The sequence below is a fragment of the Candidatus Williamhamiltonella defendens genome, assembly GCF_900699045.1.
GTDB lineage: Bacteria > Pseudomonadota > Gammaproteobacteria > Enterobacterales > Enterobacteriaceae > Hamiltonella > Hamiltonella defensa_A.
The window spans coordinates 152194-172133 of the sequence record NZ_CAADHL010000001.1 but is presented as its reverse complement, the minus strand read 5'-3'; the positions used below and the strand labels follow the sequence as shown (position 1 = coordinate 172133).

Sequence of the window (19940 nt, the reverse complement as noted above, 5' to 3'; positions counted from 1 at the left end):
AGGGCCCTGATATCAACACTTTCACCTTATTTTTATTCGTTAATGCAGATAAATTAACCACAGAATTATGTTACACAAATATTTTTGCGTCGTCATCACTTTTTCCTTTGATAAAAATCTATTGTGATCATCAGAATATAGATAAGGGGTATCATTAGAATTGAGTGTTATGTTGTTCAGTTATCCTATTAATCAAATTATTTTTCTTACATTTGATTCTAGTATATAAATCAATGTTTTTTGACTTGATAGTAATATCAGATAAAGCTTATTTTAGGTGGATGATGGAATCATTTGATTCCATCACAAATGGGCATTTTTCTTTTCAATGTAGACATCTCGAGATTTATTAACGGACATGGCATTGCTATAAGCCATTTCGACACTTTCTCTGCTATTGGCAGATACGCCTAAATCTCTCACACGCCCTTCGTGCATACCATAAAGCCAACCGTGTAACATGACTTTTTGACCACGTCTCCATGCAGATTGCACAATAGTAGAATGTCCAAGGTTGTAAACCTGCTCCACCACGTTGAGCTCACAGAGTAGATTACTCCGATCTTTAAGTGGTAATTCCCCTAATATCAAGCGATGCTTATACCAGAGATCACGAATATGTAATAACCAGTTATCTATTAAGCCTAATTCTTTATCTTTTATTGCTGCCTGGACGCCTCCACAACCGTAATGACCACAAATAATGATATGCGCTACTTTTAATACTTCTACAGCGTATTGTACTACAGACAGACAATTGAGATCAGTATGAATAATCAGGTTAGCCACATTACGATGTACAAAAAGTTCACCTGGTTCTAAACTGGTTAATTGTTCGGCGGGGACACGGCTATCTGAGCAACCAATCCAAAGAAAATTCGGTTTTTGCACCTGAGATAAACGTTGAAAAAAATCAGGATCTTTTTGACTCATCGAATCTGACCAAATTTTATTATTTTCAATCAGTTTTTTTATGTCTTTCATTTAATTGTCTGATTACCTTTTATTTATAAAAGGTGCTCCTTACTATGAGGAGCCAAAGTGGGTTATATTTTTGGCGCTAGAATTCCCTAGATTCGCTCAATATGAGCGCCCAACTTTCTGAGTTTATCTTCGATTCGCTCATAACCGCGATCGATATGATAAATGCGGTCTACTGTCGTGATTCCTTGAGCGATACAACCGGCTAGAACTAAACTGACTGAAGCACGTAAATCAGTCGCCATGACTCCTGCCCCAGAAAGGCGCTCCACACCATGGCAAATAACGGTGTTGCTTTCAATTTTTACCTGGGCACCCATACGGATTAATTCAGGGACATGCATGAAACGATTTTCAAAAATGGTTTCAGTAATAACACCTGTGCCTATTGCAACGATATTGAGCAAAGTGAATTGGGCCTGCATGTCGGTTGGGAAACCGGGGTAAGGCGTTGTACGCACATTCACCGCCTTTGGACGCTTCCCTTTCATATCCAGACTAATCCAGTCCTTGCCGACTTCGATTTGTGCACCAGATTCGTGCAATTTAGCCAATACGGCCTCTAAGGTAGCGGGCTGAGTGTGACGACAAATAACTTTACCTCTTGAAACTGCGCATGCGACAAGAAAGGTCCCTGTTTCAATCCGATCAGGCATAATACTGTAATCACCTCCTCTTAATCGCTTGACTCCTTCCACGACGATCTTATCACTTCCAGCACCTTGAATGTTGGCCCCTAAAATATTGAGGAAATTGGCTGTATCAACAATCTCAGGTTCTCGGGCAACATTTTCAATAATGCTGGTGCCTTCAGCCAATGTAGCGGCACTCATGACGGTGAGTGTGGCCCCAACACTGACCTTATCCATGACAATATGAGCCCCTTTTAAACGACCTTCAACAGACGCCTTAATATAGCCTTCTTCTATTTGTATTTTTGCACCGAGCTGTTTTAATCCAAGAATATGTAAATCCACTGGTCTTGCGCCTATAGCACATCCCCCAGGTAAAGAGACCTGCCCTCGACCAAACCTGGCAACCAAAGGCCCCAATGCCCAAATAGAGGCGCGCATGGTTTTGACCAATTCATAGGGCGCACAAAAATGATTAACCGATTTCGCATCAATCATAATAGAATCAGTGGGTTGATATTTTGCTTTGACCCCCAGCTGTTTCAGTAAATTTAGCGTGGTATCGATATCTTTGAGTTGTGGGATATTTTTTAACTCAATGGGTTCTTCTGACAATAGAGTGGAAAACAATATAGGCAGTGCGGCATTTTTTGATCCAGAAATCATCACCTCTCCCGAGAGATAGCAAGGCCCCTGAATGCGAAATTTTTTCATTATGCTGATTCTCTTTACATTTAAAATTTTTCGATTAAACAGAGGTTTTTTTAAACTCTTTCCATTCTTGCACTGTATAAGTTTTGATGCTGACCGCATGAATACTTTTATTAGTGATGTATTTCATTAGGGGGGCATAAATAGTCTGTTGTCTTTTGAGGCTGCTCATTCCTGAAAATAAATCACCCACAGCAATAACCTCAAAATGGTTGCCATGCTTAGTGATAAAAAGCGCTTCAAGAGACAAAGCAGCGAGCAAGCTGTTTTTGATTTTTTTTTGCATAGTGATGATCAGTTCTTTTAAAGTAATCGGCTGCTAAGTAAGCAGAGTTAAATGTTTTGTTAACCTATCTATTCTTGTTTCACGCAAGATGTTAGCCCATTCATTTTGTTTCGTAGTAATAATGCTAACCCCTTCAACCTGCATATTAAATGCTTACCAATGATTGGTTTGAATGTTTTTTCTCCATTGAAACTCTAATCTGACGGGAAGTCGGCCATTAAGATTAATGATTGTCACTCTAATAGGGATGATGGTGGCCGATCCCATCTCCTGAGGAAGAGCAATATGATACGTTTGGCCATAATACATGGTTAAAGCTTGACCGTAAGCTTGTTCTAAATATTGACTAAAAGCTGCATAATAGTTTTTAAGTTGTTCAGGTTTTATGCCTTTGTAATAGGTGTCTCATACCAAAGCTCCTGCATATTTAATTTGTATAAAAGGTAATAACTCCTCTTGAACGATAGTCCGTAAATAATTGGGGTCAGCTTGAATTCTGGATTGCTCGTTTTTGAGTCGCGCGAAAGTTTTTGCGCTGCATCTTCCATCAGTGTATATGGATTTGTTGTATCTAATGCCTGAACTAATGAAGGCACCAGTATCAATAAAACGATAAAAATATTTTTTAACATCATGGATTCTCTATTTTAATGATGTGACATATTGGAAGTTTTATATATGCTGCTTTTCAGCACTTTTATATAAAAGTTAACCGATCAAATCTTCAAGCACCAACGCGCAGGTGGTGTTTTAAATGGTATCCCCTACTTTTAATATATGCGTTCCCATTTCTGCATCTTTAAAACCCAGGTGCAATGCCAAAAATTGTTTCCCTAATAAACCAGAAGTACGCATAGCTAGTGATGCTGTCTGGAATGTGATAGTACTGTGAGTCAATATTGATGGTAACACGAGGCGTATAATTTGGCCCCTTGAACGAAAGGTTAGAGACTTTTTCTATGACCATACCAACAATTTTAACAGGAGAATGAATTTTCAGGTCGCCAATATTGTCAAAATTAGCATATGTTTCATAGGTAGATTGTGGTGTTATTAAGTGAATATTCGCGATCTTCAAGCAAAGAAATAGGATCGCCCTGATTCCTGATAACATAAATAAACCAACTCAGACTTCATATTTTTTGTATGCATTATCATGAGTTTCAAAATATCAATACAGTGAGCAAGAAATCAACAGCCAGTACAGCCAATGATTAATTTACGACGGTCTTAGTCGTTGCTAGGCTAATCCCTTCAGAGGGAGGTGTGGCATCATAGCTATTATATATCGAGGTCCAAGTGATGATCAGTGTAAATGAAACATTTTTTAAAAAACAATTAATGATATCAGAAGGCACCACGGAATCGTGCATTGCTGACCAGAAAAACACCGTATTAATACTCTTCCAGTCAATAGATATAATGCTACTCCCAAATATACGGACGCTGATAAAGAGAGCGGTTAGTAATGGTAAACTGATGACGTTAGACTAAAAGCGCGGAGTGATAACCCGTCTTAAGGGATCAATTGCCATTATTTCTAAACTGGAAAGTTGCTTCGTGGCCTTCATTAAGCCAATTGCAGCCGTCAGCGAGGATCCTGGTTGCCCTACGAACAATAAAGCCGAAACTACTTGGCCCAGTTCAAGTTCACGGAACAACGATAAAAGAACCAACATACCTAAGCTGCCTTCTGCACCGTATATCGTTAAGGTTAAAGATACTTGCAAACCTAAAATTATACCGATGAATAAACCCGAAATGAAAATAATTAAAATAGATTATACGCCAATACGATATAGTTGTTTAATTAAAATAGGAAGATTTTTACGAGGTTCCGGCTTACCGAAAACGATATTCAACAACATGCATCCTGCTCGTCTCAGGGTAGAGCAGGCGTCAATCCCTTTAGGCCATAAAGATGATACACTTTCTATGATTAACATGAATATTCTATCAAGTTTAAGGGTATTTCAAGGTATACAAGTCTCTGAAATACCATACAAAAATGCTCGAATATGGGGATTCTGATGGTTTTTCAGTTGTTCTGTTGAACTCTCTGCAATAACGTGCTGAGTTGCATGATATAAGCGTAATCAACAATACTAAAAACTTCTGTCACATTATGTGAAACCCTGATATAGGTCATGTCTAATGTATGTTTGAGTTCTCTGATTACTTTCACCAATATGCTTAAATTCATGGGATCTGGTCCAAAAAAGTTCATCAAACATGATGTGGTGGGGATCTAGCGCGATAGCACGCGCTAATGCCGCCCGTCTAGTCAGGCACCAGACAGCTCTGCGGGCATTAAATAAGCAGCTTCCTTGAGATCCACCGCCTCTAACTTTAGCATCATTGTGCTTCTCAGCAATTCTTCGGATAAACCTCTATGTTCACGTAAAGCAAATGTCATATTTTTGAATATATTCAGATCAGTAAATAACGCACGAAATTGAAATAACATGCGCATTTTTTTACGAACACGATAGAGATTTTTGCGAGATAAGTGAGGGATATTTTCTTCATCGAATAAAATATCTCCTTTATCAGGCAAAAGCTGCCGCCTATCAAACGTAGTAAAGTGGTTTTACCTGTGCCAGAATGGCCCGTAATGGCAGTCATTTATCCACGAGGGAAAATGATATTAATATCAGAAAATATCGCCTTATTGGCACGTGTGAAATGTACACCTTTCATTTCAATTAAATGAAGATTTATCACTCATTCGTCGTCTGTAAAATACATGCCTTCAGTTTATATTTAATGAGATTTATAAACCATTTAATTGATTTTGCTGCTTTTATTTTTTATGTTGCGCTCTTTAATTATTGAAATTCTTTTAAAATCCTTGAGAAACTTAGAACCTGGTGTGCTGATACGGTTAATTCATTTTACATGGTAGGCTTCTTAAACAGTTTAGTATAAAATTTTTACCTGACTATCAAATGTATGCCATGAGTATTTTAATAAGTGATAAGTATGATATTAGTCAATCAAGTAAATTATCAACAAATTGCCAAAGCAGTATTAAAAATTGAATGTGCCGGTTTAGCGCAATTAGAGCAGTACATCAATGAAGATTTTGAAAAGGCTTGCGTTCGCATTTTTTCTTGTCATGGAAAGTTAGTGATCATGGGAATGGGAAAATCTGGGCATATAGGTTGTAAAATAGCCGCTACCTTTGCCAGCACCGGAACACCAGCTTTTTTTATTCATCCGAGTGAAGCAAATCATGGCGATCTTGGCATGATAAGTCAGGGTGACATTGTGTTAGCAATTTCAAATTCCGGTGAAGCGAATGAAATTTTGTCTTTGATCCCTTTGTTAAAGCGCCAACATATTTTTTTGATTTGTATGACAGCAGATCCCAACAGTACGATGGGGGAAGCAGCAGATATTCACCTGTGTATTAAAGTTCCTCAAGAAGCTTGCCCGTTAGGATTAGCGCCCACCAGCAGCACGACGGCTACTTTAGTGATGGGGGATGCGCTTGCGGTGGCCATTTTGCAAGCTCGAGGATTTACTGCAAAAGACTTCGCTCGCTCTCATCCTGGGGGAAGGTTAGGCCGTAAGTTGCTGCTTCGGGTTAGTGATATTATGCACACTGGAAGCGACATTCCCTTCGTTTATTCAAATGCTTCTTTGCGTTATACTTTGTTGGAAATGACCCAAAAAAAGTTGGGTTTAACTGCGATTTGTGATCAAAATATGAAAATTGAAGGGATTTTTACTGATGGAGATTTACGCCGAGTGTTTGATCAAAAAATAGATTTAAACAACGCGCACATTCATCACCTGATGACTGCTAATCCGGTACAGGTTCAACCTAGTTTATTGGCTGTAGAGGCGCTTAACTTAATGCAATTACATCATATTACCGCTTTGTTGGTGGCTAAAAAAAGCCATTTGGTGGGGGTGGTGCATATGCATGACATGTTGAGATCTGGAGTCATCTAATGCATGAGATAGTCGATGAATCATATGCTAGAAACGCATTACGGAATCGTTAAAAAAGAAGTGGTTCAGCGCGCGACACAGATTAGGCTTTTAATTTGTGACGTCGATGGCGTTCTTTCCGACGGGCGAATTTATATGGGGAACCAGGGCGAGGAACTCAAATCCTTTCATATACATGATGGTTACGGTATTCGATGTTTAAAAAATGCCGGGATTGAAGTCGCATTGATCACAGGTCGTTCCTCTCAAATTGTCAAAGATAGGGCACTTACATTGGGTATTGATTACCTTTATCAAGGCGTCATAGAAAAACTGATACCCTATCGGGAGCTCCTATCTCTCCTGTCTCTCAACGATCAACAAGTGGCCTACATTGGGGATGATTTAATCGACTGGCCTGTGATGCAAAAAGTGGGGTTATCTGTAGCTGTTTCAAATGCCTATCCTTGGCTTTTAAAAAACGCACATTACGTCACCTATACCTCGGGTGGCTATGGTGCGATCCGTGAACTCTGTGATTTAATTTTGTTGGCTCAAAAAAAGCTCAATAGAGCTAAAGTGTCATTTATATGAATGAAAAAATGAAAGGAGCGGCTTTTCTTTTATCAGTGATTGTTATCATTTTGTTAAGTTGGAATTTATTTAATTATTTTGATCTAAATTTAAAAGACAGTACAATCAGTCTTAGCCAGAATGCTCCTCTCTATCAAGCTCAAGAAATACGTACTGATATTTATAACCTCGAAGGTTTTATCAGCTATACCATCACTGCTCAAAATGCCGTACGTTATTTTCATAAAAAACAAACAGGCAATTCTAATGATCCTGAAAATACCACTTGGTTTACAAATCCTGTTATGGTTTTATTTGATGAAATTTTTCAGCCTTATTGGTCTCTGAAAGCGGATAGAGCAAAATTGACTGATAATGACATGCTTTATTTATATGGTCATGTTGAATTAACCAACTTAGTACAGAGTACAGATTTAAAAAAAATCACCACAGAAAATGCAAAAATTAACTTGATTACCCAGGATATTTCTTCGAATGACTCAGTCAACCTTTATGGTGTTGATTTTTTTTCTAGCGGTATGAAAATGCAAGGAAATTTACGAAGCAAAAAAGCGGATTTGGTTGCAAAGGTAAAAACACACTATGAAATACAAAAAGAAAATCCATAAGCTATTTTTGATAGGTATATTGCTTACTTTAAAATTCCCTGCGTTTGGGTTAACCGATGATACCGATCAGCCTGTCATTATTACATCTGATAAGCAATCTTTAGATATTATCAATCATACGAATACTTATATAGACAACGTGATGATTCAACAGGGCTCTATCAAGATCACTGCAAGTAAAGTAGTGGTGATTCGCCCTAATGGAGATCCTCAAAAAACTGTGGTGGATGGTTTTGGTGATCCAATCACCTTCTATCAAATGCAAGATAACGGAAAATCCCTCAAAGGTCACAGTGACAAATTACGTTATACCTTCTCTGATAAATTGTTGGTATTAACGAGTAATGCTTATTTAGATCAGTTAGACAGCCACATGGAAGCAGATCGTATTACTTATCTTATTCCACAAAAAAAAATGCACGCCTTTAGTGCTAAAGGAAAACCGGTGTATTCTGTGCTTTTACATTCTCAATTAAAAAATTAATCGCCTAATCATTCTACTCAAAAAGACTCACCATAATGTCCACATTAATCGCAAAAAATTTAGCGAAAACATATCAAGGTCGTAAGGTCGTTAAAGATGTTAGTTTTCAGGTTAACTCAGGTGAAATAGTGGGTTTATTAGGCCCTAATGGAGCAGGCAAAACCACGACTTTTTATATGGTGGTCGGTATCATTTCTTTAGATGGCGGTAGCATCATCGTTGATGACCAAGACATCAGTTTATTGTCTTTACATGAGCGTGCGCGACGGGGTATTGGCTACTTACCACAAGAAAAGTCTATTTTTCGTGGTCTTAACGTTTACGATAATTTGATGTCTATTCTAGAAATAAACAAAAGCCTTTCTTTTGAACGCCGTAAAATACGGGCAACTGAATTGATGGAAGAGTTTCACGTTAGTCATTTGAAATCGAATTTAGGCCGCTCTCTTTCAGGAGGAGAATCTCGAAGAGTCGAAATTGCACGCGCACTGGCAGCAGATCCTAAATTTATTTTGCTCGATGAGCCTTTTTCTGGGGTGGATCCTATCTCTGTTATTGAAATAAAAAAAATCATCAAACATTTACGAGACAGAGGGTTAGGCGTACTGATTACGGATCACAATGTTCGGGAAACGCTCGATGTTTGCGAACGGGCTTATATTATGAATCAGGGCAATTTAATTGCACATGGTGCACCAAATGATATTTTAGACAATCAACAGGTTAAAAAGGTTTATTTAGGGGAGGAGTTTCGCCTTTGATAAACATAAAGAAAGCCATCAAATGACAGCTAAAGCTATCGGTAATCTGACAAAAGTAAAGATAAAACAGTGAAAATAAAATGTCCAATGATGATTCAATACCACTTACTCCAATATTAAGTATGGATTGCACAAAAATTGTTAATTGCACCAGTAAAAAAAGGGTTTTAGAAATTATCAGTGAGTTAGCAGCTCAACAGCTTCATATTTCCTCACAGATTATTTTTGATGCGCTCTTAACACGAGAACGTTTGGGTAGCACATGTATTGGCAATGGGATTGCGATACCTCACGGTAAATTAGAAAAAGACACCCACGTAGTGGGGGTGTTGATTCGCCTGGTTCAACCGATTGCGCTTGACGCGGTTGATCATCAACCTGTCGATCTGATATTTGCTTTGTTGGCCCCTTTGGACCAGGATAAAATGCATTTAAAGATTTTATCTTTAATGGCAGACAAATTAGCAGATAAAGCCATTTGTCGTCGTTTACGTGCAGCAGAAAATGATCAAGCGCTTTATGAAATTATCACTGAGTCAACGATAGTTTGATTATTAACACTTGAACGATATATTGTACAACTGTTATATCCTGTTGAATTAGTGAGGAGATCGATATAGCCTTTTATATTAACAAGCAAGACACTTTATGGTTCTGATGATTGTCAGTGGCCGTTCTGGTTCTGGAAAATCTGTAGCCTTACGGGCTCTTGAAGATATGGGGTTTTATTGTGTTGATAATTTACCCATTATTTTATTACCGAATCTGGCCAGTAGCCTGATTCCTAGAAACACACCTGCGGCCATCAGCATAGATGTCCGAAACATGCCAGAATCTTCTGAAATATTTGAAAAGGTACTCACAAAATTAAATGAAAAATTTTCAACGCGATTTATTTTTCTAGATACTAACCACAATACATTGCTCCAGCGTTACAGTGAGACACGACGCCTACACCCACTTTCTGCTAATCACCCGTCATTAGAAAAAGCCATCGAAGAAGAAAATATCTTGTTAGAACCATTACGCTCTCGCGCTGATTTGGTTATCAACACCTCCGCAATGTCAGTGCATGAGCTGTCTGAAATACTCCGTGTTCGATTATTGGGAACAAAAGAACGAAAATTAAGTATGGTATTTAAATCTTTTGGATTTAAATATGGCCTGCCTATTTATGCAGACTACGTTTTTGATGTTCGTTTTTTACCCAATCCTCATTGGGATCCCAAATTAAGATCCATGACAGGTTTGGATAAACCTGTTGTGGATTTTTTAAAACGGTACTCTGAAGTGGATCATTTTATTTATCAAACCCTTCATTATTTAAATCAGTGGCTTCCCATGCTAGAAAATAATGATAGGAGCTATCTCACCATTGCGATTGGCTGCACAGGAGGCAAACACCGTTCGGTCTATATTGCTGAGCAATTAGCCGATTATTTTCGTTCCCGTGGGAAAAATGTTCAATTATGTCACCGTACATTGGAAAAAAGAAAAGAATGACGACAAAATCAATAGTGATAATTGAAATGTGTGACTTAAATGTTTTATTTTCATCAGGAGGCTTCATTGACCCACTCTTTATATCGTAAAAATATTATTTCAATTTCTGATCTGAGTCAGCTGGAGTTAAAACATATTATAGATACGGCAGTGTATTTTAAAAACACACCGCCTGTGAATATTTTAAAAAATAGCGTTATCGCCAGTTGTTTTTTTGAAGCCTCTACCCGCACTCGATTATCTTTTGAAGCAGCTATTCATCGTCTTGGAGCTTCTGTGGTAGGATTTTCAGACGATCTGTTTACATCCGTCAGTAAGGGTGAAAGCCTCTCTGACACCTTACGTGTGATCAGCAGCTATGTAGATGCGATTATCATTCGGCACCCCCAAGAAGGGGTTCCTCAATATGCTGCCGGTTTTTGCCCAGTCCCTATCATCAATGCGGGTGATGGTGCGAATGAACACCCAACACAAACCTTGCTAGATTTATTCAGCATTCAGGAAACACAGGGGCGCTTAAACCATCTCAAAATCGGTCTCGCCGGAGATTTAAAATATGGCCGAACGGTTCATTCGCTCACAAAAGCACTATCAACATTTCCAAATAATAAATTTTTTTTAATTTCGCCCCCCGAGCTGTCAATGCCTTGTCCCCTTGTGAAGGACCTCAATTATAGCGTACATCACACAATTGAAGAAGCGCTACCTCAGCTTGACATTCTTTACATGACCCGTATTCAACAAGAACGCTTGCAACCAGAGCATCGTCATCTTAAAACCGCTTTCATTTTAGATGATGATCATCTGCTTCCTGGTCAGGTAAAAACGAATTTAAAAATTTTACATCCTTTACCAAGGATCGATGAAATAGCACGCGAGGTAGACACAACACCGTATGCCTATTATTTTCAACAGGCGGCGAATGGGATGTTTATTCGAGAGGCTTTACTTGCATTATTGCTCAATCCTCATGCACCTTAGCCGTAAGACCTTCAGCATAAAAAACGAGGGAGTCTCAAGCAGTGATAAGTAGAATGAAAGGCATTATTTTAGAAAAACAGCCGCCCTGGATATTGTTAGATATTCAAGGAATGGGATATGACATTCAACTTCCTATAACCTGTTTTTATCGACTTCCAGAATTAGGGCAAGAAGCGATTATTTTTACACATTTTGTGGTGCGAGAGGATACGCAATTATTATATGGGTTTCATCATCCTAAAGAGCGGGCGATGTTCAGTGAACTAATTAAAGTGAATGGTGTTGGGCCAAAACTTGGGTTGGCGATTTTATCAGGTATGTCTTCAGCAGAGTTTATCTGTGCGCTAGAAAAAGAAGATATTTCAAATTTAATCAAATTACCTGGAGTTGGAAAAAAAACGGCAGAGCGATTGCTCGTGGAAATGAAAGATCGGATTAAAAATTTAAATAAAAATTTATTTAAAAGCACAGCCGATCACATGTTGTCATTAGTTTCTACTAATCTTTCAACGAAATCGTCCGAAGCAGAAGCCATATCGGCGTTGATCTCACTCGGTTACAAACCGCAAGAAGCGGCTCAATTGATCAAAAATATCGCTCAACCAGATTTAGATTCTCAAGCTTTAATAAAGCATGCGTTACGCTCTATCTTATAATATTTTCTTGCTTAAAGGCAAAAAAGGTGCCACATGATTAAAATAGACAGATTGGTTTCACCCGATGTTTTCAATGGAAATGAAGCTTTGGTAGATCACGCTATTCGCCCAAAACGGCTTGATGAATACATAGGTCAATCCCATGTTCGTGATCAAATGCAAATATTCATTCAGGCAGCAAAACAACGCGGAGATGCATTAGATCACTTACTCATCTTTGGTCCTCCAGGGTTGGGTAAAACAACACTGGCCAATATTGTGGCCCATGAAATGGGAGTGAATTTACGTACCACCTCTGGGCCTGTTTTAGAAAAAGCGGGAGATTTGGCGGCGTTATTAACGCATCTTGAACCTAGAGATGCGCTCTTTATCGATGAAATTCATCGTTTATCTCCTGTAGTAGAAGAAATTTTGTACCCCGCGATGGAAGATTACCAACTTGACATTATGATAGGAGAAGGCCCCGGCGCGCGTTCAATTAAATTGGATTTACCCCCCTTCACATTAATTGGGGCTACCACACGCGCGGGATCTTTGACCTCTCCTTTGCGAGATCGATTTGGCATTATACAACGTCTGGAATTTTATTCTATCGCAGATTTAGAACATATCGTCTCTCGGGGTGCACGCTGTTTACAATTACCCATTACTAAAAATGGAGCTCATCAATTGGCACTACGTTCAAGGGGAACTCCTCGAATTATTAATCGCCTTTTAAGACGGGTGCGGGATTTTGCTGAAGTGAAAGGAGAAGGCAAAATTAACACTGAGATTGCGATTAAAGCCTTAGAGATGTTGAATGTTGACAAAGAAGGATTAGATTATATGGACAGTAAATTACTGTTAGCGATTATTGAAAAATTTCACGGAGGACCGGTCGGATTAGATAATTTAGCTGCGGCTATTGGTGAAGAACGCGAGACCATTGAAGATGTCTTGGAGCCTTATTTAATCCAGAAAGGGTTTATTCAGCGCACACCTCGCGGCAGAATAGCGACACAGCACGCTTATCAGCATTTTATATGTGGTGGTAAAGAATTCACAAAAATATTAGAAGGAGGACTGTAGTCAATATGTAGATAAAAATTAGCTAATTGATACGGTAAATGACATTTTTGAAAAATCTGATAAAAATCATGATAACAAAATTCGTCGTGAAGAGTTTGAAAAATTTTATAAAATCAGTTTTAAATCTTTTTCTGAATATTATATTGATCTCAATATAATACAAAAGTGACCCACTCAGGACTTTTCTATTTTTTAAGGATGAAAAATCACCATAACCTAAGAACAATCCCCTTATTTTTTGATTTATGAACTTTGATCTAATGCTCATACTCACCGTATTAAACGAACGCCAACGGTTTTTGCACCTGTTGATCAATGGGAGCTTCAATCTATCATCACCAGTTCTGATGGCAGTTAGACTCGATATGTGTGGCAACTTATTATTTAGCTAGAAAACAATCCGACTGTGCTCAATGCAGCCTTGAGCACTCGCGGGAAAACAACCAGGCTCAGTCTTTGTTTAAGTCAAGCAACAAAATCATTATCGCGTGTTATCAGGCTCTCCAAAAACGCTTCAAGGAAAATTGCGTTGACAAGTTGTAAGGTACGTAAGTAAAGTTGATGCAGATAGAAAATTGAATTCTATTCAGACTATTTCTAGCATCAACCAGGATGGTTTAGCCACACTTTTAACAAAGTTTAATCAACATTTTAGTAAAAATATACTATACAATAGTACTCCAAACCGAATCAGTTTAATCGGATATCGGCTGATCGATCACAACGGCAAAATTTTTGCTGCCGAATTTGCTTATACGATGAAAAGTGGGCGCATTCTGGCAGACATATCGGCTAGAAAAAGATTAGTGTCTGTTCCTCATGACGGTTTTGGTGAAAAATTTACTCGTGAAACGTAATCAGTTAATAGGGCTGAGACGGTAGGAAACACCTTCCTGCTAGGCTGGAAAAAACCTGGCGTACTAATACATAAAAAACACATCAGTGTTTTTGGTTCTTATCTCCCGTAGTAGATGCTTGGGCATTTACGGGATTTTACCGATCATAAAATACAAAATAAGCAGTTTAAGGATCTCATGTATCTTTCTTCAATCAGAGATTTTATAAATCGAAAAGGCGTTTTTCAAAAGATATTAAAGAAAAACTCAGCCAATCTGATTGCATTTCAGTCAGTATTCCGTCAAATGAGACCCTCAGAGATCATAAGTTAGGCGTGATATTAGAGGTCCTAGAACAAAACATTTTTGCCGCGGCCCCATGAAAGCATTTTTAAGTCAAATTTAGAAGATATGTTTCAAGCATCAGGCACACGAATGCGTTTCATCAAAAAAGGGGCTACAAAAAACAAATCAGATTATTAATGTTATTGAAGACCGATGATCGTATATAAAGAACAGGTCCCTTCTCTGCATTAGTCCGTCATGCTTTACTATCGAATCAATTATTTTCCTATCCATAACGAGTCACTACGCCTGACGATATTATTCATCAAACCATCACGCGAAATACCAGTGCTTGTCACTGGACGACCAGATATCAATATTTATCCCTATGATCCTATGATAAAAAACATTAAAATTACCGGCTTATTTTTGATAGATTTTGATGACCCTAAAAATAAAAAGGTGTCTAAGAGTGTAACATTATTACGTTAAGCTGCTCGAGAGATGACTCAAGAATGAGGTATTGAATTCAAGATCCTCAAAATACGTCTAGAAGCGGATTCAGATAAAGATGCTAAAAGTAATATCACCAAAAAATCAATCAAAATAGACCGATAAATCTTGTAGGATGATATCTAATCAAAAAAATATTAGTTTTTCTGATTTTTTAACTAAAAAACTACAAAGAATTTGGATCTTGCTCAATGGTATTGCTTCTAATAATTACACCTAATATGGTTCTCATGATCTTAAACTATTAACGGATTTTTTAACCTTTCCGCAAGAATACTTGACTGGAAAAGATTAAATACAACAGTCTCGCGCCCACTGTTTTATTCTTAGTTTATCCATCAAATTCAACGCTTAATGGAATTGAGTAACACTCATTTTATCCGGTTATGCAAGTGATTTATATGGGTGACGGCAGTGATGTCGCATAACAAAAAGCGAAAAAAGTGAGTTTAGCTGATTTGAGCATGCTCAGACTAGATGATAAAGATTGATGCGTAAAATTACTGAAGGCATTTCAAATTCATGATCAAATCCACGCCTAAAAAATATTTTTTGAGATTACTGATAAAGATATCAATACTGCTGGGCGCCTGGTTCATAAGCTGGAAGAAAGTGGGTTTTTTATTAAAAAAGGGTTGCAGAAACTCCCTGAATTTTTTAACACACTGGCTAATGAAACGACAGGGTATTATCAGTTTCGCATGGAAGAACATATTTTAACGATAACCAAACGTCAGGGCACAGATCAAAAAAACTATTGGTATCTCTATGATACGAATTTTGGCGAAATTATTTTCACTGATGATCATTCTCAAAACATAAGTCACATTCTTTAATCGATGTTAAATAACTATTTTGCGTGCTTAAGGAGCCGTTCTGCAAGAAATGGTGCTTTTTTATTGGATGTTTATCAGTTAAATTTTGATCAAATTTTGACATCTCCTTCTGTTAAAAAATTAAAGCAATTTATCAGAAGACAGGATAGAGAGTCACTGTTTTTATCGACCCTTAAACTAGTTAAAACGTAGACAAATCAGAATAGCCTTGAGTTTTCAAAGCTGTTTCGTACAGTCGGTATGTTGGGATAAGTAAATAAATGGATCTCCTGGATCCGATCTTTAATACTTTTGTCTCATTACTGGAGTCGTCGTTCTTCTGAACAACTCAATTTCTCTCAAAAACACGCATTGGAGTTGGAATCTCAACTAGCTATAGCGAGCCTTGTTTATGATGTGGAAAGTACATGTTTAGAATTAAGTTCGAAAAAGCTGGGGCATTACCTGATTAAAAAATTCTCTTCTCAGTCTTTTTAAGTGCTTGCATCTAGAATGCAGCGTTTTTAGTATGCAGCTGGAATGAATCTCGTTCGACATGGAGGTATCTGCTTAAATATGCTGGGTGCCAATTTCGATATTTATCAATCACACAAAGCAAGCACTGACTTGAAAACAGTCACTGATCCGGATGTTCGACAAGATTTACAGATCAGTATCTCCGTGTCTTCTTGAAGTGCTTCGATCAGTATCGCCATTGGTCTGGCAGTACTCGCCTTAGCTAGAAAAATGGTGTTAGTGAGTGGCGAGATCGGTATCGTCTTAGGCGTTTTGACGGTTGTCGTCAGAGAAATGTATCTCTCAGTTCGTTAAATTTAACAAATCAAGCAGCTACACTAATTTGACTGGGTTACAAAAATTACGGATGGGTTGGTTGAGTTTTGGTGGCGCAGATATTGACGTTGAGGTCACTAATCAGCTCACGAAAGGACAAGTAAAGCAACAAGCTAAAAAAATGTTCATGACTTATTCAAAAAAAATTCAAGCATTATTAAATTCATAGAAGTAAATATAGACGGTATATTATAGCATAGGAGAAATCATGTTAAATGAATATTCCTATCAAAAATTAACGGGAAAAACGGACTATGTTGAGTAGCCCATCCATACTCCTGAATCAATATTTATTGATCGACAGCATTAAAGATAAAATACTCCCCTCACAAACTTAAACCATATTATCAGATTATCAAACCCAAAAATTGGGGCATCAAGCTCTCTATGCTAATCTGCGTTTAGAAGACAGTGAGTCAACATTTTACGATATCGAAGGACTTTGACTGACCGATGATTAGATATCCCTTGACACTGATGCACATTTAGAGAGAATTTTATCTTTTAAAAGACTGGTCGAATCTTCTAGTTCGTTATCGTTCTCTTCTTCTATTCTAAAATCCGATACCGCTGATTTTAAAAATCTCGCTAAAATTTATTTTTTAGGAGCCGGAAACGATGGGGTGGTAGGACAGTCTATCTAGAAAAAAAGTAACGTCTTTGACGTCGGTGATAGGGGCGAAAATTTTAAGGGAGGACATCAATCAGATATGTTGATTGGCACTCTGCCCCTTTCTCAACCAAGCGTATTCGATGGAGTAAAAGGGACTAATGCTCTGATAGCGTACAAAAATTCATCTCAAGGCGGATACTATGTCAATCTGCAGGAAAACGCTTTTTATTTTACCCATGAACCTCAAAAAATAGCTGTATTAAAAAATATCGATCATATAGAGACCTGCGCAGAAAAAGACGATGTAATTTTGGGTAACGCTCCATCCAGTATCCTGAATGGGAAGGGGTGGAAAGATAAATTGATGGGGCTAGATAGGAATGATATTTTAGTGGCGCAGGCTGGAAAATTATATAGAGGAAAAGACACAGATTCTTATCGTGTTTTACAAAATACCGACGGCGAGGCGTCGGTATTAATCATTGAAGCAGATGACGATCCAGACACATTGAGTCATATGTTTTTGGATTATTTCGTGATTTCAATCATCAGTATAAAGAGAATTAAGCAGCATCTATTCATTGAACTAAACCATGACAATCAAAGTATTACCACTTTAAAGTGATTTCATCTTTATTCCGCGTTTAAGCCAAACAACGAAGGTTAACCAGCCAATATATTTTTATCGCAAAGATGGTGTGAGCTTCCCGGTCTTACCTGCTGAAATTGCATTTTATCCCAATAAAGATGAACCTGATACTCTCATTTTAATAGCAATATATGCACCACACTTTGATCAAAAATTATCTCTGCCTAAAACCGACAGTCTAAAAACCCTTTCATTATTTTAAAAATCTCTGAGCAGAAACAAACAGGGATGATTGATATGAGTGGCAAAAAAATATTTCCAGATTTTTTTGAGATTGGTCGATCGAGAAACTGGGTTTGATGATGCTTTACATGGAAATGAGCTCAGCAACGTCTTACACGGTAAAACGGGAGAAGATATTCTGGAAGGCAAAGGAGGCAGAGATATGTACATCATCAAAGACAGACCCACGGAAGAAGTGCGCATTCATAATTATGATGCGCCTAAAACAAGTTCTCCGGAGAAAGATATTATACTATTGCCTTTTTTACTGAAGGATCTTCGGTTAACACAAGATGATAACGATGTGATTTTAAGTTATTTCTATGCCCATGCAGAACATCTCAATCTACGTCTGATGAATTTTATGATAGAGGAAAGCTATAGATAGCTTTCTATCATAAATAAGAGAAGGCGTGTGCACACAGTGATCGTCAATCATAAACATGAACCAGACCTCGTTTTAGATCACTTATTTTCTCATATGAGCATAAAAATGGGGATCATATTTTAAGCCAATTGATGCAAATCACGCCTGAATTTTTAGAGGCAGAGCAAGTATACCATGTTGATAGAGAGCACATTTTACAGACAGTGATACCGGTTTTACAGACAGTGATACCGGTAATGTTATTTTAACGCCTCATCCCTTGTTTCCACGACTAACAGGCCAGAGTATCTAACCCTATTTCAAACTACTTGTCAGTCTTTCTGTGAATCAGTTTTTCTTTCTCTCGAACACGGAGAATTTTTTCAAAAAAAATTAAGTGAGTAACTTATAGTAAACTCATTTAAATTTTTACTCAATTTAAATCCTTTAGCCATCATTAATTTATCAGAGGCTCTATGAATTATGTGCATATATATAAAACACAGGTATAATGTGCCTATTAAAATAAAAAGGTCTATTTTCATGAATAAAATCAAAATCATCAAAGGCACTTTAGTGGCTCCAAATGCCAAAATCGCCATCGCTATCGCGCGTTTTAATCGTTTTATTAATGATAGCCTCCTCAGCGGAGCACTCGATGCTTTGCAATATATCGGGCAGATTCCCGAAGAAAATATCACCGTCGTTTGGGTTCCTGGCGCTTATGAGTTGCCTCTCATAGTAAAAACATTAATACAAACAAAAAATTACCAAGCTGTCGTGGCATTAGGCACCGTGATCCGTGGTAGTACCACTCATTTTAATTATGTGGCGGGTGAATGCAGCGCTGGTTTATCTCAGATTGCAATCAGTACCGATACCCCTGTGGCTTTTGGTGTGCTGACAACAGAGAATATTGAGCAAGCCATTGAACGTGCCGGCGCTAAAGCTGGTAATAAAGGCGCCAATGCCGCTATAGCCGCCCTAGAAATGATCAATCTCATTCAAACTATTCAATCTTAATCATTAAACAAACATTTAAAGGAGAATGTTGTGAACCCTTCTTCTCGGCGCCGTGCACGCGAATGTGTCGTACAAGCCCTCTATGCTTGGCAAGTAACTAAAAATGATATAGCAGAAGTTGAATTATCCTTCTTGGCCGATCAAGAAACGCAAGGAGTAGATATCGCTTATTTTCGTCATGTATTATTGGGTGTTGCCTCTGATGTGGAATCTCTGGACATCTTGATGACCCCTTATCTTTCACGTCAATTTCAGGAATTAGGTCAAATAGAAAAAGCCATTTTGCGCTTGGCGATGTTTGAATTAAGTAAGCGTGATGATGTGCCCTATAAAGTCACTATTAATGAAGCGATTGAATTGGGGAAAACTTTTGGTGCTGACGACAGTCATAAATTTATTAATGGTGTCCTGGATAAAGCGGTGCCTATTATTCGAAAAAGAATGCAAATTAGATCACAAAATGGACCTTATCAATAAGTTTGTTGAGGTTGTGTTTAAAGAGAGATGATCTTTTTAAAATTTTTGGAGTGCAGATGCTTCGCAGTGAATTTGTCCTGATTT

The 19940-nt window shown here is 37.9% G+C and carries 19 protein-coding genes and 4 pseudogenes; 16 read left to right on the top strand and 7 right to left on the bottom strand.

Annotation, left to right across the window (positions count from 1 at the left end):
* Positions 1 to 303: 303 nt before the first annotated feature.
* From can to CICURV3402_RS00835, 7 genes and pseudogenes are all read right to left on the bottom strand, one after another.
* Complete coding sequence (gene can, locus CICURV3402_RS00865; protein WP_158379476.1) at positions 304 to 984, bottom strand: carbonate dehydratase; 681 nt, start codon at positions 982 to 984, stop codon at positions 304 to 306.
* An 86-nt stretch (positions 985 to 1070) separates the two neighbouring features.
* A complete protein-coding gene (gene murA / locus CICURV3402_RS00860; RefSeq protein WP_158379475.1) occupies positions 1071 to 2327 on the bottom strand; it encodes a UDP-N-acetylglucosamine 1-carboxyvinyltransferase in 1257 nt (418 codons plus the stop codon).
* Positions 2328 to 2361: 34 nt separating this feature from the next.
* Positions 2362 to 2610 (bottom strand): BolA family protein, encoded by a 249-nt coding sequence (locus tag CICURV3402_RS00855; protein WP_158379474.1) that lies wholly within the window; start codon positions 2608 to 2610, stop codon positions 2362 to 2364.
* A 33-nt stretch (positions 2611 to 2643) separates the two neighbouring features.
* Positions 2644 to 3242 (bottom strand): annotated as a pseudogene (mlaC, locus tag CICURV3402_RS00850) (phospholipid-binding protein MlaC).
* Positions 3243 to 3363: 121 nt separating this feature from the next.
* Positions 3364 to 3724, bottom strand: a pseudogene (locus CICURV3402_RS07430) (MlaD family protein); the annotation flags it as partial.
* A 100-nt stretch (positions 3725 to 3824) separates the two neighbouring features.
* A pseudogene (locus CICURV3402_RS00840) lies at positions 3825 to 4556 on the bottom strand (MlaE family lipid ABC transporter permease subunit).
* Positions 4557 to 4583: 27 nt separating this feature from the next.
* Positions 4584 to 5310 (bottom strand): annotated as a pseudogene (locus CICURV3402_RS00835) (ATP-binding cassette domain-containing protein).
* A gap of 282 nt (positions 5311 to 5592) precedes the next feature.
* On the opposite strand from CICURV3402_RS00835, the gene kdsD reads away from it, so the two are divergent.
* From kdsD to nusB, 16 genes are all read left to right on the top strand, one after another.
* Positions 5593 to 6570, top strand: coding sequence for an arabinose-5-phosphate isomerase KdsD (gene kdsD / locus CICURV3402_RS00830; protein WP_158379473.1), 978 nt, complete (start codon positions 5593 to 5595; stop codon positions 6568 to 6570).
* 15 nt (positions 6571 to 6585) lie between these two features.
* Positions 6586 to 7143: a 3-deoxy-manno-octulosonate-8-phosphatase KdsC gene (kdsC, locus tag CICURV3402_RS00825; protein WP_158379472.1), complete on the top strand. Its 558-nt coding sequence runs from the start codon at positions 6586 to 6588 to the stop codon at positions 7141 to 7143.
* On the top strand, positions 7140 to 7751 hold the full coding sequence (gene lptC, locus CICURV3402_RS00820) for an LPS export ABC transporter periplasmic protein LptC (RefSeq protein WP_158379471.1): 612 nt from the start codon (positions 7140 to 7142) through the stop codon (positions 7749 to 7751). The genes kdsC and lptC overlap by 4 nt, the downstream gene beginning before the upstream one ends.
* Positions 7726 to 8235, top strand: a complete 510-nt coding sequence (gene lptA, locus CICURV3402_RS00815) for a lipopolysaccharide transport periplasmic protein LptA (protein WP_158379470.1) — start codon at positions 7726 to 7728, stop codon at positions 8233 to 8235. The genes lptC and lptA overlap by 26 nt, the downstream gene beginning before the upstream one ends.
* A gap of 35 nt (positions 8236 to 8270) precedes the next feature.
* Positions 8271 to 8996 carry an LPS export ABC transporter ATP-binding protein gene (lptB, locus tag CICURV3402_RS00810; RefSeq protein ID WP_158379469.1) on the top strand — a complete coding sequence of 242 codons (726 nt, stop codon included), beginning with the start codon at positions 8271 to 8273 and terminating at the stop codon, positions 8994 to 8996.
* 80 nt (positions 8997 to 9076) lie between these two features.
* Entirely contained in the window at positions 9077 to 9547 is a 471-nt protein-coding gene (ptsN, locus tag CICURV3402_RS00805) for a PTS IIA-like nitrogen regulatory protein PtsN (RefSeq protein ID WP_158379468.1), read from the top strand.
* Between the two features lie 97 nt (positions 9548 to 9644).
* Complete coding sequence (gene rapZ / locus CICURV3402_RS00800; RefSeq protein ID WP_158379467.1) at positions 9645 to 10499, top strand: RNase adapter RapZ; 855 nt, start codon at positions 9645 to 9647, stop codon at positions 10497 to 10499.
* 66 nt (positions 10500 to 10565) lie between these two features.
* Entirely contained in the window at positions 10566 to 11480 is a 915-nt protein-coding gene (gene pyrB / locus CICURV3402_RS00795) for an aspartate carbamoyltransferase (RefSeq protein ID WP_158379466.1), read from the top strand.
* 41 nt (positions 11481 to 11521) lie between these two features.
* Positions 11522 to 12136 carry a Holliday junction branch migration protein RuvA gene (ruvA, locus tag CICURV3402_RS00790; protein WP_158379465.1) on the top strand — a complete coding sequence of 205 codons (615 nt, stop codon included), beginning with the start codon at positions 11522 to 11524 and terminating at the stop codon, positions 12134 to 12136.
* Positions 12137 to 12169: 33 nt separating this feature from the next.
* The gene (gene ruvB / locus CICURV3402_RS00785) at positions 12170 to 13204 is read left to right on the top strand and encodes a Holliday junction branch migration DNA helicase RuvB (protein WP_158379464.1); all 1035 of its coding nucleotides are present in this window, start codon (positions 12170 to 12172) and stop codon (positions 13202 to 13204) included.
* A gap of 575 nt (positions 13205 to 13779) precedes the next feature.
* Positions 13780 to 14061, top strand: coding sequence for a C80 family cysteine peptidase (locus CICURV3402_RS00780; protein WP_187306883.1), 282 nt, complete (start codon positions 13780 to 13782; stop codon positions 14059 to 14061).
* 2451 nt (positions 14062 to 16512) lie between these two features.
* Positions 16513 to 16674 (top strand): hypothetical protein, encoded by a 162-nt coding sequence (locus CICURV3402_RS00775; RefSeq protein WP_187306881.1) that lies wholly within the window; start codon positions 16513 to 16515, stop codon positions 16672 to 16674.
* A 541-nt stretch (positions 16675 to 17215) separates the two neighbouring features.
* Positions 17216 to 17743: a hypothetical protein gene (locus tag CICURV3402_RS00770; RefSeq protein WP_187306880.1), complete on the top strand. Its 528-nt coding sequence runs from the start codon at positions 17216 to 17218 to the stop codon at positions 17741 to 17743.
* A gap of 265 nt (positions 17744 to 18008) precedes the next feature.
* Positions 18009 to 18377: a hypothetical protein gene (locus tag CICURV3402_RS00765; protein WP_187306879.1), complete on the top strand. Its 369-nt coding sequence runs from the start codon at positions 18009 to 18011 to the stop codon at positions 18375 to 18377.
* A gap of 531 nt (positions 18378 to 18908) precedes the next feature.
* Positions 18909 to 19379, top strand: coding sequence for a 6,7-dimethyl-8-ribityllumazine synthase (gene ribH, locus CICURV3402_RS00760; RefSeq protein WP_158379788.1), 471 nt, complete (start codon positions 18909 to 18911; stop codon positions 19377 to 19379).
* Positions 19380 to 19409: 30 nt separating this feature from the next.
* A complete protein-coding gene (gene nusB / locus CICURV3402_RS00755; RefSeq protein WP_158379463.1) occupies positions 19410 to 19856 on the top strand; it encodes a transcription antitermination factor NusB in 447 nt (148 codons plus the stop codon).
* The last annotated feature ends 84 nt before the right edge of the window (positions 19857 to 19940 follow it).

Excerpts from the sequence above, each read along its gene's own strand:
- can (WP_158379476.1), bottom strand. The coding sequence starts at position 984 with ATGAAAGACATAAAAAAACTGATTGAAAATAATAAAATTTGGTCAGAT.
- murA (WP_158379475.1), bottom strand. The coding sequence starts at position 2,327 with ATGAAAAAATTTCGCATTCAGGGGCCTTGCTATCTCTCGGGAGAGGTG.
- CICURV3402_RS00855 (WP_158379474.1), bottom strand. The coding sequence starts at position 2,610 with ATGCAAAAAAAAATCAAAAACAGCTTGCTCGCTGCTTTGTCTCTTGAA.
- kdsD (WP_158379473.1), top strand. The coding sequence starts at position 5,593 with ATGATATTAGTCAATCAAGTAAATTATCAACAAATTGCCAAAGCAGTA.
- kdsC (WP_158379472.1), top strand. The coding sequence starts at position 6,586 with ATGAATCATATGCTAGAAACGCATTACGGAATCGTTAAAAAAGAAGTG.
- lptC (WP_158379471.1), top strand. The coding sequence starts at position 7,140 with ATGAATGAAAAAATGAAAGGAGCGGCTTTTCTTTTATCAGTGATTGTT.
- lptA (WP_158379470.1), top strand. The coding sequence starts at position 7,726 with ATGAAATACAAAAAGAAAATCCATAAGCTATTTTTGATAGGTATATTG.
- lptB (WP_158379469.1), top strand. The coding sequence starts at position 8,271 with ATGTCCACATTAATCGCAAAAAATTTAGCGAAAACATATCAAGGTCGT.
- ptsN (WP_158379468.1), top strand. The coding sequence starts at position 9,077 with ATGTCCAATGATGATTCAATACCACTTACTCCAATATTAAGTATGGAT.
- rapZ (WP_158379467.1), top strand. The coding sequence starts at position 9,645 with ATGGTTCTGATGATTGTCAGTGGCCGTTCTGGTTCTGGAAAATCTGTA.
- ruvB (WP_158379464.1), top strand. The coding sequence starts at position 12,170 with ATGATTAAAATAGACAGATTGGTTTCACCCGATGTTTTCAATGGAAAT.
- CICURV3402_RS00770 (WP_187306880.1), top strand. The coding sequence starts at position 17,216 with ATGTTGATTGGCACTCTGCCCCTTTCTCAACCAAGCGTATTCGATGGA.